This is a genomic window from Desulfatiferula olefinivorans (assembly GCF_054657895.1).
Window position 1 is genome coordinate 178666 of sequence record NZ_BAAHXV010000002.1, and the last position, 15504, is coordinate 194169.

The 15504-nt window shown below is 56.4% G+C and carries 14 protein-coding genes and 2 tRNA genes; 3 read left to right on the forward strand and 13 right to left on the reverse strand.

What is annotated here, in order from left to right:
• Positions 1-578: 578 nt before the first annotated feature.
• From ACYQ11_RS02475 to bioA, 3 genes are read left to right on the forward strand one after another with little or no spacing between them, the layout of a single operon-like run.
• Positions 579-1568, forward strand: coding sequence for a DUF2804 domain-containing protein (locus ACYQ11_RS02475; protein WP_459922154.1), 990 nt, complete (start codon positions 579-581; stop codon positions 1566-1568).
• A 12-nt stretch (positions 1569-1580) separates the two neighbouring features.
• The gene (locus ACYQ11_RS02480; RefSeq protein WP_459922155.1) at positions 1581-2720 is read left to right on the forward strand and encodes a THUMP domain-containing class I SAM-dependent RNA methyltransferase; all 1140 of its coding nucleotides are present in this window, start codon (positions 1581-1583) and stop codon (positions 2718-2720) included.
• A gap of 55 nt (positions 2721-2775) precedes the next feature.
• On the forward strand, positions 2776-4059 hold the full coding sequence (gene bioA / locus ACYQ11_RS02485; RefSeq protein WP_459922156.1) for an adenosylmethionine--8-amino-7-oxononanoate transaminase: 1284 nt from the start codon (positions 2776-2778) through the stop codon (positions 4057-4059).
• A 227-nt stretch (positions 4060-4286) separates the two neighbouring features.
• On the opposite strand, the gene ACYQ11_RS02490 is transcribed toward bioA, so the two are convergent.
• The 13 genes from ACYQ11_RS02490 to ACYQ11_RS02550 form a co-directional block, all read right to left on the reverse strand.
• Positions 4287-4364, reverse strand: a tRNA-Glu gene (locus ACYQ11_RS02490).
• 23 nt (positions 4365-4387) lie between these two features.
• Positions 4388-4463 (reverse strand) — tRNA-Lys (locus ACYQ11_RS02495).
• 152 nt (positions 4464-4615) lie between these two features.
• Positions 4616-6064 carry a TrkH family potassium uptake protein gene (locus ACYQ11_RS02500; RefSeq protein ID WP_459922157.1) on the reverse strand — a complete coding sequence of 483 codons (1449 nt, stop codon included), beginning with the start codon at positions 6062-6064 and terminating at the stop codon, positions 4616-4618.
• Positions 6064-7419: a Trk system potassium transporter TrkA gene (gene trkA / locus ACYQ11_RS02505; protein WP_459922290.1), complete on the reverse strand. Its 1356-nt coding sequence runs from the start codon at positions 7417-7419 to the stop codon at positions 6064-6066. Before trkA ends, ACYQ11_RS02500 begins: the two co-directional genes overlap by 1 nt.
• Positions 7420-7639: 220 nt before the next feature.
• Positions 7640-8608, reverse strand: coding sequence for a motility protein A (locus ACYQ11_RS02510; RefSeq protein ID WP_459922158.1), 969 nt, complete (start codon positions 8606-8608; stop codon positions 7640-7642).
• A gap of 35 nt (positions 8609-8643) precedes the next feature.
• Entirely contained in the window at positions 8644-9405 is a 762-nt protein-coding gene (locus ACYQ11_RS02515; RefSeq protein ID WP_459922159.1) for an OmpA/MotB family protein, read from the reverse strand.
• Positions 9406-9666: 261 nt separating this feature from the next.
• Positions 9667-10815, reverse strand: coding sequence for a class I SAM-dependent methyltransferase (locus tag ACYQ11_RS02520; RefSeq protein ID WP_459922160.1), 1149 nt, complete (start codon positions 10813-10815; stop codon positions 9667-9669).
• A gap of 54 nt (positions 10816-10869) precedes the next feature.
• Complete coding sequence (locus ACYQ11_RS02525) at positions 10870-11502, reverse strand: HAD family hydrolase (RefSeq protein WP_459922161.1); 633 nt, start codon at positions 11500-11502, stop codon at positions 10870-10872.
• Positions 11492-12193, reverse strand: coding sequence for a cyclase family protein (locus tag ACYQ11_RS02530; RefSeq protein WP_459922162.1), 702 nt, complete (start codon positions 12191-12193; stop codon positions 11492-11494). The genes ACYQ11_RS02525 and ACYQ11_RS02530 overlap by 11 nt, the downstream gene beginning before the upstream one ends.
• The gene (locus ACYQ11_RS02535; RefSeq protein WP_459922163.1) at positions 12177-13088 is read right to left on the reverse strand and encodes an NAD-dependent epimerase/dehydratase family protein; all 912 of its coding nucleotides are present in this window, start codon (positions 13086-13088) and stop codon (positions 12177-12179) included. The genes ACYQ11_RS02530 and ACYQ11_RS02535 overlap by 17 nt, the downstream gene beginning before the upstream one ends.
• Positions 13085-14050: a phosphoglycerate dehydrogenase gene (locus tag ACYQ11_RS02540; RefSeq protein WP_459922164.1), complete on the reverse strand. Its 966-nt coding sequence runs from the start codon at positions 14048-14050 to the stop codon at positions 13085-13087. Before ACYQ11_RS02540 ends, ACYQ11_RS02535 begins: the two co-directional genes overlap by 4 nt.
• Complete coding sequence (locus ACYQ11_RS02545) at positions 14047-14829, reverse strand: HpcH/HpaI aldolase family protein (RefSeq protein WP_459922165.1); 783 nt, start codon at positions 14827-14829, stop codon at positions 14047-14049. Before ACYQ11_RS02545 ends, ACYQ11_RS02540 begins: the two co-directional genes overlap by 4 nt.
• Positions 14813-15475, reverse strand: a complete 663-nt coding sequence (locus ACYQ11_RS02550; RefSeq protein WP_459922166.1) for an acylneuraminate cytidylyltransferase family protein — start codon at positions 15473-15475, stop codon at positions 14813-14815. The genes ACYQ11_RS02545 and ACYQ11_RS02550 overlap by 17 nt, the downstream gene beginning before the upstream one ends.
• Positions 15476-15504 lie beyond the last annotated feature (29 nt).

Below are 15504 nucleotides of genomic sequence, written 5' to 3' on the forward strand. Positions count from 1 at the left end.
GCCAGGTGCTCTATCATAAAAGGGTTACCTGATCAATGATGACGACTTCGTAAAACATCCGATTTCTGCGTTGCGCTTCATCCCTCGTCACTGCGGCGTACCCTAAGTACGCCTCATTCCTCGGGATTCGCGACGCCTTGAACTCGAACGTTTTTCTTTGCCGTCCTTTGATGATTTTTTACGAGTTCATCAATGATATGCGGGTGCAGGTGCACGATAGATCATCGTTACGGCATTGTGTTTTTTCTCCGTGTTCTCCGTGTCTCCGTGGTGAATTATGATTTTTATGGGGATGAGGGGCAATTTGATGGGGCACGGCGCGCCGTGCCCGTACAGGTGTATTCCCCGGTTGAATTGATGAATTATTTTTGCGGGGCGGCGGAGAAGTTTTGAAACAATCTGTGTCAATCTGTGTAATCTGTGGATAATTTGTCCGTGTTTTTCTCCGTGCTCTCCGTGCCTCCGTGGTGAATGATTCTGCGGGGCGGCGGTGGGGGCTGTTGCATTTTGCCATTGAGTTCCGGGCGTAATTTCATTACAACCGGGGGCATGACGTTCACAAAACAGGGGGAAAAGTCATGAATCATCTTGTCAGACCTGACGGCAGAATTGAGTTTGGGATCATCGATCAGCCCGTGCATTCGGTGAATTACAGGGATTACCATCTTGAAACCCCCATGGGCCGGACGGTCCGGGGAATGTTCAAGACCCTTGGATTCAACCAGTTCAACTTCATCGGCATCATGGGACCTGAGTTTATCGCCGGACTGGCCGTGGTGGATATCCGCTATGTCGGCAACGGCTTTTTTTACGTGTACCACCGTAAAACCGGAGAGATCATCGAATCCAAGGCCCTGGCGCCGTCGTTCTGCGCTTCGGTGGGCCTCAACCCCTCGCGGCCGTCTGCAAAATTTTCCTTTTCGGGCCTGCAGATCGAGATCAACGGCAGCCGGATCAAGGCCATCGGGAAGGATCTGTCCCTTAACGCCGAACTGAATCTCTCACGGACCGCCCCCCTTCGGATCTGCACCCGGGCCGGATACCGGGGCTGGGTCTACACGGAAAAGACCACCCCCATCCCCCTTTCCGGAACCCTCGAATGCCGGGGAGAACGTTTTGACCTGTCCGCCCCCGGCACCATGGCCCTTCTGGACTGGTCCGCCGGATTCATGCGACGGAAGACCTTTTGGAACTGGGCGGCGAGCGCCGCGGTGCTCCCCGACGGACGGCGTTTCGGCCTCAACCTGGCCGCCGGGGTCAACGAAACCGGATTCACGGAAAACGCCTTCTGGCTGGACGGGATCATGACCAAGGTCGATACCGTGAATTTCATCTTCAACCCCGATGACCTGGCGGCCCCCTGGACCATCCGGTCTTCCGACAAAAAAGTCGATCTCACGTTTCACCCTGAAAACAAACGGGAAGAAAAAACCAACGCCTTTGTGCTGGCCTCCCGGTTCACCCAGATGATGGGACGCTTTCAGGGAACCTTCACCACGGATGCCGGGGAGACGCTTGACGTCTGCGACCTGCCCGGCTTTACCGAAGACCACTACGCCAAATGGTAGAAAAAGGACACCATGTATCAGTATCAGTCCACCCATGAATATTACGCCCAGATCGCCGACGGGCTTGAAGAGCTGGGAATCAAGGAACTGTCCTGGCTGGGCGCCGGCCAGATCATCCGGGAACACCGGGGCCTCAGGTTCAAGGCCGACAAAGCCGCCCTTTACCGCATCAACTACAAATCCCGGCTCCTCACGCGGGTTCTGGCCCCGCTGGTGTCCTTTCCCTGCAAGGATCCGAACAGCCTGTACACCACCGCCCGGTCCATCGCCTGGTCGGACTTCATCCCCGAAACCGGGTCCTTCGCCGTGTTCGCCAACGTCTCGGACAGCGAGATCAACAACTCTCACTTCGCGGCCCTGAAACTCAAAGACGCCATCGTCGACCAGTTTAGAGACAAGACCGGCGGGCGGCCCAACGTGGACACCCGCAATCCGGATGTCTGGTTCAACCTGCACATCCGGGAAAATCAGGCCGTGATCAGCGTGGACACTTCCGGCGGCAGCCTGCACCGACGGGGTTACCGCATCAAGACCGTGGAAGCGCCCATGCAGGAAACCCTGGCGGCGGCCATCATCCAGATGAGCGACTGGGACGGAGAGCAGCCCTTCTACGACCCCATGTGCGGCTCCGGCACCTTTTTGTGCGAGGCGCTGATGTATGCCTGCAACATTCCGGCCGGATACCTGAAAACCAATTTCGGATTCACCCGCCTGCCCGATTTCGACCAGCCCCTGTGGTGGGACATCCAGCGCCAGGGACGCAAACAGGTGAGAAAAATACCCGACGACGTCATCGCGGGAAGCGACATGGCCAAGGCGGCCGTCACCGCCGCCAAAACAAACATCAACAAGCTGCCCGGAGGCAAGTATATCCAGATCAGCCAGACGCCCTTTGAAGATATCGGCAACCTGTCCAATTCGCTGATCGTCTGCAATCCGCCCTACGGCATCCGCCTTGACAGAGGCAAGGATCTCGGCCCCCTGTACAAACGGCTCGGGGATTTTCTCAAATGCAACTGCCAGGGCTCCAACGCCTACATCTATTTCGGACAGCGGGAATACATCAAAAAAGTCGGCCTCAAGGCCGGCTTCAAACTCCCACTCAAAAACGGCGGCCTGGACGGACGGCTGGTGAAGTACGAATTGTATTGATGACGAATCAGGGCGGGCGGTAACCATGAATTTCTGAAACCCCTTTGGAGCAGCCATGACACCGTTTTCCATTCCATCTTTTGACAGGGACCATGTCTGGCACCCTTACACATCCATGAAAAACCCCCTGCCCGTCTACGAGGTGGCATCCGCAAGGGGCGTCCGACTGACCCTTTCAGACGGCACCGAACTGATCGACGGCATGTCGTCCTGGTGGGCGGCCATTCACGGCTACAACCACCCGGTTCTCAACGAGGCTATCCGCAATCAGCTTGACACCATGGCCCATGTGATGTTCGGCGGCCTCACCCACGCCCCGGCCGTCACCCTGGCCAAACTTCTGGTGGACCTCACCCCTGCCCCCCTTGAGAAAGTCTTTCTGGCCGATTCGGGATCGGTGTCCGTGGAGGTGGCCCTCAAGATGGCCGTTCAATACTGGCACGCCGTGGGCAAACCCGAAAAGAAACAGTTTCTGACCGTCAAAAACGGCTATCACGGAGACACCTTCGGAGCCATGAGCGTCTGTGACCCGGACACGGGCATGCACAGCCTGTTCACCGGCTTTCTTTCCAGGCAGCTGTTTGCCGACGCACCCCGATGCGGGTTCGACGAGCCCTGGGACGAAAGCGACATCCACAGCCTGAGCCGTCTGCTCGAGGAGCACCACGCGCGGATTGCCGCCGTGATCATCGAACCCGTGGTCCAGGGAGCCGGAGGCATGCGGTTCTATTCACCGGAGTATCTGAAACGGCTGCGGGCTCTGTGCGACCGGTTCGACGTCCTGTTGATCTTCGATGAGATCGCCACCGGTTTCGGCCGATCCGGCCGTTTGTTTGCCTGTGAGTACCCCAACGTCAGCCCGGACATCCTCTGCGTGGGCAAAGCGCTCACCGGGGGCTACATGACCCTTGCCGCAACCCTGACCACCCCCACGGTCAGCGAGGGCATTTCAAGCGGGGTTCCCGGCGCTTTCATGCACGGTCCGACCTTCATGGGCAACCCTCTGGCATGCAGCGCGGCCGTGGCAAGCATCCGCCTTCTTCTGGAATCGGACTGGAAAGCACAGGTCGACCGTATTGAACGGGGCCTGAACGCCGGGCTTGCTCCGGCCCGGGATCTTAAAACGGTCCGGGAGGTCCGCTGCCTGGGAGCCATCGGCGTCATTGAAATGAAAGAGCCGGTGGACATGAAAACCATTCAGCATCGTTTCGTGGAAAAAGGGGTCTGGGTTCGCCCCTTTGGCCGCCTGGTCTATGTGATGCCGCCCTATATCATCAATGATGACGATCTGGGCACCCTGACCCGGGCCATGGTGGAGACGACGGCGGAGTCCGCCTGATACTCCGGCGCCCAGGAGAGTTCCCCCCGTCGGGGCGCCGGGGCAAACTCGGGATCGGGGATCGGAGATCAGATATCAGATGTCGGATATCGGAGATCGGACCTCGGATCTCAGACCTCCGATCTCAGATCTCAGACCTCAGACCTCAGACCAATGGCATAACGCCGGGTTTTACCGCTCAAACTGAAAAGGCCCGATCACAATGATGTGATCGGGCCTTTTAAAATTGGCGTCCCCAAGGGGATTCGAACCCCTGTCGCCGCCGTGAAAGGGCGGTGTCCTGGACCGGGCTAGACGATGGGGACGTAAATATTTTCTACGTCGTATGTGGTGGGTCATGTTGGACTCGAACCAACGACTCTCTCCTTAAAAGGGAGATACTCTACCAACTGAGTTAATGACCCGCGTGCTCAAAAACAAGAAGCTTTTACATGATCCCCGCGCCCCTTGTCAACGATAAAAAATATATTTTTTTGACCCGCACGCATTATTTATTTGACCCTATCTTGAATCATCAATTAAACCAAAGTACTACTACTAAAAACGACCGGTCGTCCTATTTTCTCCAGAACTCGGGAACCAGCAGAATGACCACCGTATAGATCTCCAGACGGCCCAGCAGCATGCACCAGATAAGCAGCCATTTTCCGGCGGTCGGAATCAGTGCGAAGTTCTCTGCAGGCCCGACCATCCCGAAGCCGGGACCGATATTGCCGATGCACGAGGCCACGGCCGTCAGCGCCGTGACAAAATCCACGCCCATACCGGCCAGCAGCGCCGAGCAGACCGCGAACAGGGCAATGTATATGGCCAGAAAGCCCATGACACTGTTCATCACCTCATCTGAGACGGTCTTCCCCGCCAGCTTCACCTGGGAGACCGACCGGGGATGAATCAGGGCGAACAGCTCACGGTAGCAGTATTTGATGCAAAGCATCAGACGGATACATTTCATACCGCCGCCGGTGGACCCGGCCGAGGCGCCGATAAACATGCAGGCGAAAAGAATTACCTGACTGAGCCCCGGCCAGAGTTCATAATCGGCCGTTGCAAAGCCCGTGGTGGTAACGATGGACGCCACCTGAAAGGCGCTGTATCGAAAGGCGTCTCCGATACGGGGATAAACGGTCACCCAGGTATCCACCGTGACAAGGGCGGTAAACACAAGAACCATGCCCAGGAAGAAGCGGCATTCGCCATCCTGCCAGAACGCCAGGGTCTTGCCTTTGAGGAACTGGTAGTGCAGGGAAAAATTGATTCCTGCAAGAATCATGAACACCACGATGACCATATCGAAATACACGCTGTCATAATGGGCCACCGAGGTGTTCCAGGTGGAAAAACCGCCGGTGGGCATGGTGGTGAACGTATGGCAGACGGCGTCGAACATCGTCATGCCCCCCGCCCAGAGCAAAACGAACAGAACCAGCGTAATCAGGATGTAGACTTTCCACAAAATCATGGCCGTTTCGGTCAGTCGGGGTTTCAGCTTGTCCGGAACGGGACTGGGCACCTCGGCCTTGTATAGCTGCATGCCCCCCACGCCCAGAAAAGGAAGGATGGCCAGGGACAAAACGATGATCCCCATGCCCCCCAGCCACTGAATCATGCTGCGCCAGAGAAGGATGGATTTGGGCATGGCCTCGATATCCGTCAGGATCGACGACCCGGTGGTGGTGAACCCCGACACCGATTCGAAAAAGGCGTCGGTGAAACTACCGAAATAACCGCTCAGATAAAAGGGAAGCGCGCCGGCCAGTCCCACGGCGGCCCAGCCGATGGCCACCACGGCCATCCCTTCCCGGTGGCTGATGAAATCGAAGCGATGGTTCCGAAACATCCCGTGAAGCGAAAGGCCCAGACCCACGGTGATCCCGATGGCGATGAGAAAGGCCTTGTAATTGTGATCGAAATAATAAAAGGACGAAAGAAGGGGAACGATCATGGCCAGACCGATCGCGGTGATCAGAATGCCGATGATATTGGCCAGATGACTCAATCGCATTAAAAGAACTCCAGCTTGACGGTCAAAAGCTTCTCAATCTTCGGCACCACCTCCCTTAAAGCAAAGATGATCACCCGGTCATCGGGTTCGATGACGGTTTTCCCCGACGGAATGATGACGGCATCCTGCCTCACAATACCGATCAAAAGGGAGCCTTTGGGAAACGAGACTTTCATCAGGGGTTTGCCCACGATTTCCGACGTGGGCAGGGCCAGAGCCTCGATCACCTCGGCCTGCTCACCGTGCAGGGATATGGCCGACAGGACCTTGCCCTTGCGGATATGCTGCAAGATACTGTCGATGGCCGAAAGCCGGGGACTGACCACCTGTTCGAGCCCGATGGTGCCCATCAGCGGAAAATACCCGAACTTCCCGATCTTGGTGATGGTGTTTCCCGCGCCCAGGCGCTTGGCCAGCAGAGACACCAGGATATTTGTTTCCTCGTCGTTGGTCAGCGTCACCACCACATCGATGTCCTGAATGTTCTCTTCAAGCAGAAGACTCTGGTCCGACCCGTCCCCGTGGAGCACCACGGTCTTGTTCATCTTGTCGGCCAGATAACGGCATTTGGCCTGGTCCCGTTCGATGATCTTGGTATGAACGGACCGGGACTCAAGAAGATGGGCCAGACGGATGCCGATCCGCCCTCCCCCCACGATCAGAGCCCGTTTCAGGGCCCGGGGTTCCTTGCCGAACAGAGACAGAAGCCCCGAAAGTTTGTTCTTCTCACTGATGAAATAAACGATATCCCCGGCCATCATCCGGTCGCTGCCCCGGGGAACGATCATCTGCTCGTTTCGGACCACACCGGCCACCAGGGATGCCTTTTCTCCGAACCGTGAGCCGAAGTCCATCAGCTTGAGGCCGTTCAACATGTTGCCCTTTTCGATGCGCATGCCGATCAACTGAAGCCGTCCATCGGCAAATTCAGCCACATCCAGGGCCCCGGGAACCTCGATCAGGCGTTCGATGGTCTTGACCACCTCGATTTCCGGATTGATGATGGTATCGATATGGGGGGCGAATTCACGGAAATGGTCGTGGTAGCTGTCGTAATCGGCATGTCGGATGCGGGCCAGTTTTTTGGTGGTCGGCGACACGATGTTGGCCACCAGACAGGCCACCAGGTTCGCTTCGTCGCTGTCGGTCACGGCCAGCATGATGCTCGCGGCCTTGATGCCTGCCTCATTGAGGGTCGACGGGCTGCTGCCCGACCCCCGGATCACCTGAACATCGAGGTTTTCCGAGACGCGGCGCAAAGCGGCCTCATCCCTGTCGATAACCACCACATCCTTGTTTTCATGGGACAGACGGCTGGCAATATGAAACCCCACCTCACCGGCTCCCACAATCACGATTTTCAAATATAAACTCCTGAAATAAGTCAGATCCCTGCGGAGGACCAACGGGGAACGGCACGGGCGTCGTTCCGGCGCTTTAAAACAGGATTTTCATATCCGATAAACGCGCCCGCGTCAAATGATTGGGCGCCTGTTTATTATCCCGGACGTCTTTAAAAAACCAGACCGACGGCTGAAAGCGTCTGCGTTAAAGGGATACGGGATACGGCTCCCGTCAGGACGCGCCGGACGTTTCGGGTGAGGCTCCGTTTGTGTCCACCGTTTCTCCGGCGCCCCTGACCTTGACGTCCTCTTCGGTCACCAGGTTGTTCCGGGCGAGAATTTCCCGGATCCGGGCCAGGGAAACCAGCTTTCCCTCACGGGCCGACGGGGTAAGAAAGGATTTCAGCTTGCGTTCGAGAATCGACGGATGGTAATCGCCGCCGATGGCGATGGTGCCCTCCATGATGATTTTCTGGAGCAGCAGTTCCTGATCGGTGCGCTCCCGGATATTGGCCGCAAAGGGAAGAAAGAAAAAATTGGACAGGACAATGCCGTAAAGGGTCGAAATCAGCGCCACGGGCACGGTGGCCAGAATCACCGTGGTATCGCCGATGCCGGTCAGCATGCCGATCAGCCCCACCACCGATCCCACCAGGCCAAAGGACGGGCAGATATCCGCCATGGTGGTCAGCACCCGTTCGCTTTCCTCCCGCCGCTGCCTGAAAAAATACATCTCCGCCGACAGACTTTCCCGGATTTCCCGCAAAGGGTAGCCGTCGACCAGAAACCCCAGGGCCTGACGCAGGAACATCACCGTGGTTTCCTCTTCGTCATCCTGCAGTGACAACAGCCCCTGAAGCTTGCTTTTCACCGACAGATCCACCAGAATCCCCACCACCTCGTCGGGACTTTTCACCGGCGTCCGGTAGGAACTGACCAGAACCTTCCAGACAATGGCAAGACGCTTGAACCTGAAACAGATCAGCGTGGCCCCCAGGGTCCCCCCGAACACGATCAGAAGCGCGGAAACATTGAAATACATGGATATATTGCCATTGATCAGAAACCCCGCGATAAAAATCGAGGCGCAGATCAACACTCCGATGACATTCTTCTGCAAGGCCACCCACAAAAACGGCCGCCCGACCTGCTTCAGGGTTTTCCTGATCGCGGTGCCCTCACTCATCTCGTCCCTATCCATCCGGTCCCCCTTCAAGGCGTTTGGAATAAAAACACTCACTCCGGCCGATCCTTGGTCAGAATGATCTCGACACGGCGGTTCGCCGCACGGTTTTTCGCTGTCGTATTGGGTTGAACAGGCTGATGATAGGCATGGCCGGACACGAAAAACCGTGCACTTTCTATCCCCAGATTTTCACTCAGATACCGGGCCACCACACAGGCCCTTATCACGGACAGCTCCCAGTTGGTGGGAAACTGAGGCGTCCTGATGGGAACGTTGTCGGTATGCCCCACCACGTTGATCACATGGGTGGTCTGACGGAGCACCGACGCCACATCCGCCAGAAGCACCCTGGCACGATCCTTCAGGTCGGCCCTGCCCGTTTCGAACAAAAGATCGTCGGTCAGGGTGATCCGAACGGCCCGATCCGCGATCAGCTCCACCTGGGCCACATCGGGAATATTTTTCCGGGTCAGGTCATAAAGTTCCGGGAACGATTCGGTGATGGCCGAACTGACACTCTCATCCATCACCACCCCGGACCCCTCGTCCGAAAACGTCGTCGTGCCCGGCCCTTTGCCGTAATCCCACTGCCTGTTCGCCATCTGGTAGATGTACATCACGGCAAACAGAATAAACATCGTCATCATCAGATCCGACCAGGCCACGGACCAGTGGGTGTTGCCCCCCCTGTCGAAATGCCTGCTCCGCCGGTCGAACATGGACTCATGAAAGGAATCGGGATTCTGAAACAGGCAAAAGGGATCCGAGGACATGGTGCGGTCGTGATCCATGTCTGCGGGTTGCTCGGCCATGTCCGTCATTTTTCCGACATGCTCTGTTCTGAATTTTGTCGACCGAAAGGAAAACGCATTCATCCGGATCCGGCTCCATAAGCCATTCAATTTGTATAAGAAGAAATCAAGCTCCCACGCTGCCAACACCACTTGCATGATCCATGCCTGACTCATGCAAACAAAAAAAGCCGATATGACCTGCGAAGGGTACCCCTCCGCCGCATACCGGCTTCTTTGTATTGCCTTTTCCATTCTGATCGGCCTGACGTCGGTTTTATGTCACGCCGATTCCTTTTGTGCAATCAGATCACAATCAACACATTCGAGATGCCGACGTTCGAGATCGGGGCGAAAGGCACTGATCTCGGCATAGGTGGCGTCATCGAGATTGGATTGGGTCAACGGCTTCATGACCGCCACGTCCAGCTGTCTTTCGAACAGAGCAAGCCATTCATGGGGAAGCAGCCTGTTCTGATAGAACTTGTGTTTATTGATCGCGTCCCAATCATGGGCAGTGTGACAGAGGTAGCTGAACGGATGATACCCGCTAACGCGGCTGAAGGAGCGATGATCCCGCGTGATGATCCGGTGGAAGCAAAACCCGCCGGGTTTGAGCACTCGTTTTATTTCAGCCGCCACGGCGTCGGGATTCCGGACATGCTCGAGAACCCCAAAAGACACAATGACATCGAGCCCGCTGTCCGGAAACGGGATGGCGCTGAACCGGCAGGGGAAACGATAGGGAAGCGCACGACGATCAAGATGATAAGCCCCGTCCCTTTCATGAAAAAGCGACAGGTACCTTGCCTTGACAAGACCTTTGTCGAACCCGTTGAGGGGAAGCGCAAGCAGGTCGGAAAGCACCTCGCGGTACTGATCCAACTGCCCGGTCACATCGGGATAATGCATGCCAAACGGCAGGGCGTCCATGGACGCGACGTTAAATCCCAGTGCATGCAGGCAGCATTCAAATCCAAGAAATCCCCCCGGCCCCACATGCAGAATGGTGTCGCCGGGCCGGGCTCCGATGTAACGTTCATTGTAATCGAGGAAGGTTGTCAGATGTGCGATCGATGGGACCGGATAACGTCCGATCGCGACAAATTGCTCACCCTCCGTCAATCCCATGGCCGTCAACTGTCCGGCAACGGCCTCTTTGCCGGATATGGTCGTGATGACAACAAGGCAGTCCCGGAACACCGGCAGCTCGTCAGGCGAAAGAATATCGATGCCCAGGAGCTTTTTCCCCCACATGGTGGGGTCATTGTCGAGCACGGCCCTGATGGGCAAGGGGTCGGAAAGGGCGGCGTTTGCGTCGATAAAATCCACACTCCCCTGCCCCGCGCCAAAGAGCACCACCCGGGTTCCCGGATCGATCATGCGGAGAGCGTCGCTGTTTATCCACTGATCGTTTCGCCTGGCATGCAAGGGACCCCGGTTCATCTCACGGCCTTTATGGGAAGGTCGGAACGATACACCGTTTCAGTCCAGATGAACGCCGGAAGACACGGCAACCGACCCGGGAAACGGAACGGGATCACCGTTCTTGACAACACCCAAAAAATCGGTGCCGCAGATCCGTGACGCCTCATAATCGGTAAGAGCATCCCCAACAAACAGACACCGTTTGAGGTCAAAGCCGAAACGCACGGCAATGTCCTGGACAATTTCATGTTTTTTGCGCGGTGACCCATGGACTTCGATGAAATAGTCCTCAAGATTTCTCTCGCGTACAATGTGCCGGACCTCATCTTCGGGCGTTCCGGACACGACAAAGGCCGGCAGCCCCTGGCGCCTGATTTCGGACAGCGTCTCTATCGCCCCGTCGATAAAAGGCGCTTTGAGAACGTTATTCAAGGCAATCCGGCTGAACTCGGCCCCCAGTTCGTCCAGGCGGTCAGGGCTGATGTCCTCATGGAGCAACTGCCGATAATAGTATTCAAATTTTCGAAAGCGTGAAACACCGCCGTTGTCCAGGTGGTATTGAACCACGGCCCGCTCGACGTCCGGCCCGTAAGGCCTGAACATCTGTGCAAAGGCTTCTGTCTTGATGTTGACGGAATCAAGAACCACCCCGTCGAAATCGAAAAAAAAGGCTTGCCACTTAAAGGTCATCACTCACCTCGGCCATGACCGTGCAGGGGGCGGCATCGGTTCCTGACACCCTCAGCGGAGCTACGATCATCTGTCTGATATGAACATTCGCGGATATGCCCTCAAGGGCCATGTCCTCCAGGGGCAGGATGGGCCGGGGATGGTCAAGGAACCGTCGGTGGGCCACGCGCCCCGCCTCACGGAAGGCAAACGATGACAGGGAGATGACATCGAACCCGAGAAGCCTGAGCGACGGAAACCGTTCGCGAAGGGAATCGGCCAGCCCCGCATCAAAACCCGGATTGGCCTGCCGGTATTCCGTCGCGTTTCTCCGGGATGAAAAGCCCGTCTTGACAATCAGCGCCTCGATATCGGCAGGGATCACATGGCGGCCCACATGTTCCCATGAAATCAGCGTCCTCTCCTCGACCGGTCCCAGATCGATCAACCCGACGCGGTTGAAAACGAACCACCCCGCGTCGTAATCATCAGCGGTTCGGCCCCGCCGTGCAAAGTGCCGGGGGAAATCCAGATGGGTTCCGAAATGGTTGGGGAGACGCCAGCGCTCGGCATTGCAGGTATCGCCTTCGTCCATCCGGCGGGCAGGATCGATCGTGAGCCCTTCTCCCCCGCCGTACACCGGCGTGGCCTCTTTCAGGGGATACGATAAAAAAACCCACGTTCCGCCATGGGAATCAGCGTTCACGGCCATAGGTTTCCATGTCCTTGTAAGATCCGCCATGAATTTTTTCATGAAGTTCCGCCATGCACAACAACAGGCCCTGACCCATATCGATATGGGGATTGTTGACAAGCTTGAGCCCGAGTTTGGGGCTGAAATTGTACGGGGTGATCTTGTAATGGGCGTTGCGTGTGGAAGGGACAATGTCGATATCGATCGTGTTCCCGACAATTTCCTTTATCATTTCAAGAAGCTGAGAATAAAGAAGCTTCTCGTTGCCGGTCAGAATGATGTGCTTGTTCTCATAGTCCGCCTCAAGGATCTTCACGCTGCTTTGGGCGGCATCACGGACATGGATGAACTCCCGGACCTCATCGCCCTGACCGTGATAGGTGATCTTTCCCTCGACGATGGCCTGACGGATCAGGCGGTAAATGCTGTTTCGCTCGTCGGCCCTTTCTCCGTAAAGTGATCCGTACCGAAGGCAGGTATAGTTGAGTCCGAACAGCTTATGATAATCCTCGATAAAGGATTCACAGGCCTGCTTGCTGCTTCGATAGCAAAACCCCGCGTTACTGAAGACATAGGCCGAGCTTGCAAAAACGAATCGTTTGACCTTGGCCTCGCGGCATGCGTCAAGAAGATACACGGTTCCGAGGACGTTATACCGGGCCGTGTCCACAGGACGTCTGGCGCATTCATCCACATCGGCGATGCCCGCAAAGTGATAGACGACATCGTGGCCCGGAACGGTTTGGTTTAAAACCGCCTGATCAAGCACATCCCCGACCACCATGCGCTGCCCGCTTTTTAGATACGGCGATTCAAAGCGATCAAAAATGGTGACCTCATGGCCCGCATCACTCAAGGCATCGGCCACATGGCTTCCAAGAAATCCGGAGCCGCCGGTAACAAGAATCTTCATGACGTGCATCCCTCGTGATTCGAGCGGTCATTCACGGAGGTCTTAAGCGTCATCAATCCCTTCACGAGGTTTTCGACGGCCTGCCGCTCCATGATCTCCCGGCCCTCCTTTGCGTATGATCCGATATGGCCGGTCAAAACCACATCGTCACGGTCAGCCAGCGGCCCCTGGTACGGTTCATGTTCAAAGCAATCGATGGCCGCTCCGGCAAGGTGTTCCTGCTTAAGGCAGAAAAAGAGCGCCTCCTCATCGACCAGGCCGCCCCGGGACGCGTTCACCAAAAGGGCCCCTTGTTTCATGGAAAGGAGGCGTTCCCGATTCATAATATGATGAACCGATGGCGAATACGGCAGATGCAGGGAGACGATGTCGGACTCTTTAAGGAGCGCATCGAGAGACACCAGCGTCAGGCCGTCATGCCGGTCAAGGCCCGGATCACTTCCCAGCATCCGGCAGCCGAATCCCGTAAGCAATGCCCCCACGTATGTTCCGATTCGTCCGCACCCGACAATGCCGACGGTTTTGCCCTGGAGCAGACCTCCCATGGGCCGTTCCCACCGGCGGTTCCTGATTCCCCTGTCCGAGAGATGGATCTTTCGAAGAAGTGACAGCATGAGGCCGATCGTCAGTTCGGCCACGGGCACCGTCGGTGCGTCCGGCGTGTTTGTCACCGCGATGCCGAGCTCCCGGGCGGCGTCAAGATCCACCGAATCGAGCCCGATTCCGCATCGGGAAATGATCTTCAGCCCTGCGGCCTTTTCAAGCACCCGGCGATTCAACGGTTCGACGCCGGCAATCATGCCGACCGGAGCATATTGCCCGATGAGGCCTGACACCTCATCCTCCGAAAGCTTTCTCCCGAAAGGATTTTCGACGATTCTGTACGCGCCTGATTCAAGCGTCCCGATGGGAGCGAGCTGTTCTTTGCCAAACGATGACGTGGTTACAAGGATGGTTTTCATGATGATTTATCTCCCGTCACCTTCCGGATGGATGTGACACCGTCTATACATGATTTCAAAAGCATGGTGATGTCCAGGCTGTATGCGATGAATCGATAGCCCTCCGCAAAGCGCATGGCCGCTTCTCCCGCGTCCGGCTGCACCACGTGAATACCGGGGATGACCGTGTGCGTAAGGCAGGCGTTCACGATTTTCCCCGTGGCGGCCTTCATATCGGGATGATCGAATTGTCCGGTGATTCCCATGGAGGCCGAAAGATCATAGGGACCGATCATGGCGGCATCGACCCCGGGAACCGAAAGGATGTCGTCAATCCGATCGAGCGCGTCCACATGTTCGATCTGAACACAAACAAAGGTTTGAAAATTGGCTCTTTCCACGGAGTCGTTCAAACACAGGCCATAGTCGTTGGCGCGGCAGAATCCCACACCCCGCCGGCCTTCGGGCGGAAATTTGACGGCCTGGACGAGTTCCATCGCCTGTTCGGGCGTATTGATAAACGGTGCGATGACCCCTTCGGCTCCGGCGTCCAGGTAACGTTTGGTCTCAGCGTAAACATTCCCGGCCAGTCGAACCAGGGGGGCACAATCGGGATTTCCCGAACGTATCGCCTGGAACAGGGCATGCGCCTGGGGCAGATCGACCGGTGAATGCTCCGCATCCACCGTTAAAAAATCGAATCCCGACCGCGCCATCAGTTCAGCGGCAACGGGACTTGCCGTATTGATCCATGAGCCGAGCACCAACTGCCCGCCCTTTATTTTATCTTTGAATGTCATGGTTTTCCACCCGTTGCCTGTAGAGGATTTCCGCCAGGGAAAAATCGTCTTCCTCGTCAATGTCGATCGATTCCATTTTATCCATGGGAAACATCAGGGGATTCACGCCGATCCGTTTGCCGCCGGCGGCTGAAAACGACTGCCGTGAAAAAATATACATATTTGAATTTTCCTCGAAGACCGGCGTCAAATCCTGTGTCCGAAGCAATTGCCCGGGATCGTGGTTGATGGGGTCTGTCGACTCCCAGTACAGTCGCGTCTGGAGCCTGTTGACCGAAAACAGGGAGTCATGCTGGCCGATGGATGCGAAATACCGGGCGATGGCCGCCTCAAGCGTCGCTTTGGTCAGCAATGGGTTGGTGCTGTGGGTCTGAATGACATGGTCTCCGTCAATCAGGGTCAAATCGTGGGCAATGATGTCATTCATCGAAACCATATCCCCACAGATGGCCTCGGGCCGTTTGTGAATGACGACTTTCGAAAAATGACGGGCCGCAAGGTCGGCGATGTCGTCGCCGTCCGTATTCACGATGATTTTTTCAATAAGCGCAGAGGATTGCAGCACCTCCGCCACACAAAAGAACAGGGGTTTGCCGGCAAAGGGCCGGACATTTTTGTTGGGAACTCTCTCGGAGTTCTTCTTCATGGGCAATAACGCCGTCATCGGTTTCATGC

Bases quoted from the DNA above. Each gene is read 5' to 3' on its own strand.
- ACYQ11_RS02475 (WP_459922154.1), top strand. From the start codon at position 579: ATGAATCATCTTGTCAGACCTGACGGCAGAATTGAGTTTGGGATCATC.
- ACYQ11_RS02480 (WP_459922155.1), top strand. From the start codon at position 1,581: ATGTATCAGTATCAGTCCACCCATGAATATTACGCCCAGATCGCCGAC.
- bioA (WP_459922156.1), top strand. From the start codon at position 2,776: ATGACACCGTTTTCCATTCCATCTTTTGACAGGGACCATGTCTGGCAC.
- ACYQ11_RS02500 (WP_459922157.1), bottom strand. From the start codon at position 6,064: ATGCGATTGAGTCATCTGGCCAATATCATCGGCATTCTGATCACCGCG.
- ACYQ11_RS02510 (WP_459922158.1), bottom strand. From the start codon at position 8,608: ATGGATAGGGACGAGATGAGTGAGGGCACCGCGATCAGGAAAACCCTG.
- ACYQ11_RS02515 (WP_459922159.1), bottom strand. From the start codon at position 9,405: ATGGCCGAGCAACCCGCAGACATGGATCACGACCGCACCATGTCCTCG.
- ACYQ11_RS02525 (WP_459922161.1), bottom strand. From the start codon at position 11,502: ATGACCTTTAAGTGGCAAGCCTTTTTTTTCGATTTCGACGGGGTGGTT.
- ACYQ11_RS02530 (WP_459922162.1), bottom strand. From the start codon at position 12,193: ATGGCCGTGAACGCTGATTCCCATGGCGGAACGTGGGTTTTTTTATCG.
- ACYQ11_RS02535 (WP_459922163.1), bottom strand. From the start codon at position 13,088: ATGAAGATTCTTGTTACCGGCGGCTCCGGATTTCTTGGAAGCCATGTG.
- ACYQ11_RS02540 (WP_459922164.1), bottom strand. From the start codon at position 14,050: ATGAAAACCATCCTTGTAACCACGTCATCGTTTGGCAAAGAACAGCTC.
- ACYQ11_RS02545 (WP_459922165.1), bottom strand. From the start codon at position 14,829: ATGACATTCAAAGATAAAATAAAGGGCGGGCAGTTGGTGCTCGGCTCA.
- ACYQ11_RS02550 (WP_459922166.1), bottom strand. From the start codon at position 15,475: ATGAAGAAGAACTCCGAGAGAGTTCCCAACAAAAATGTCCGGCCCTTT.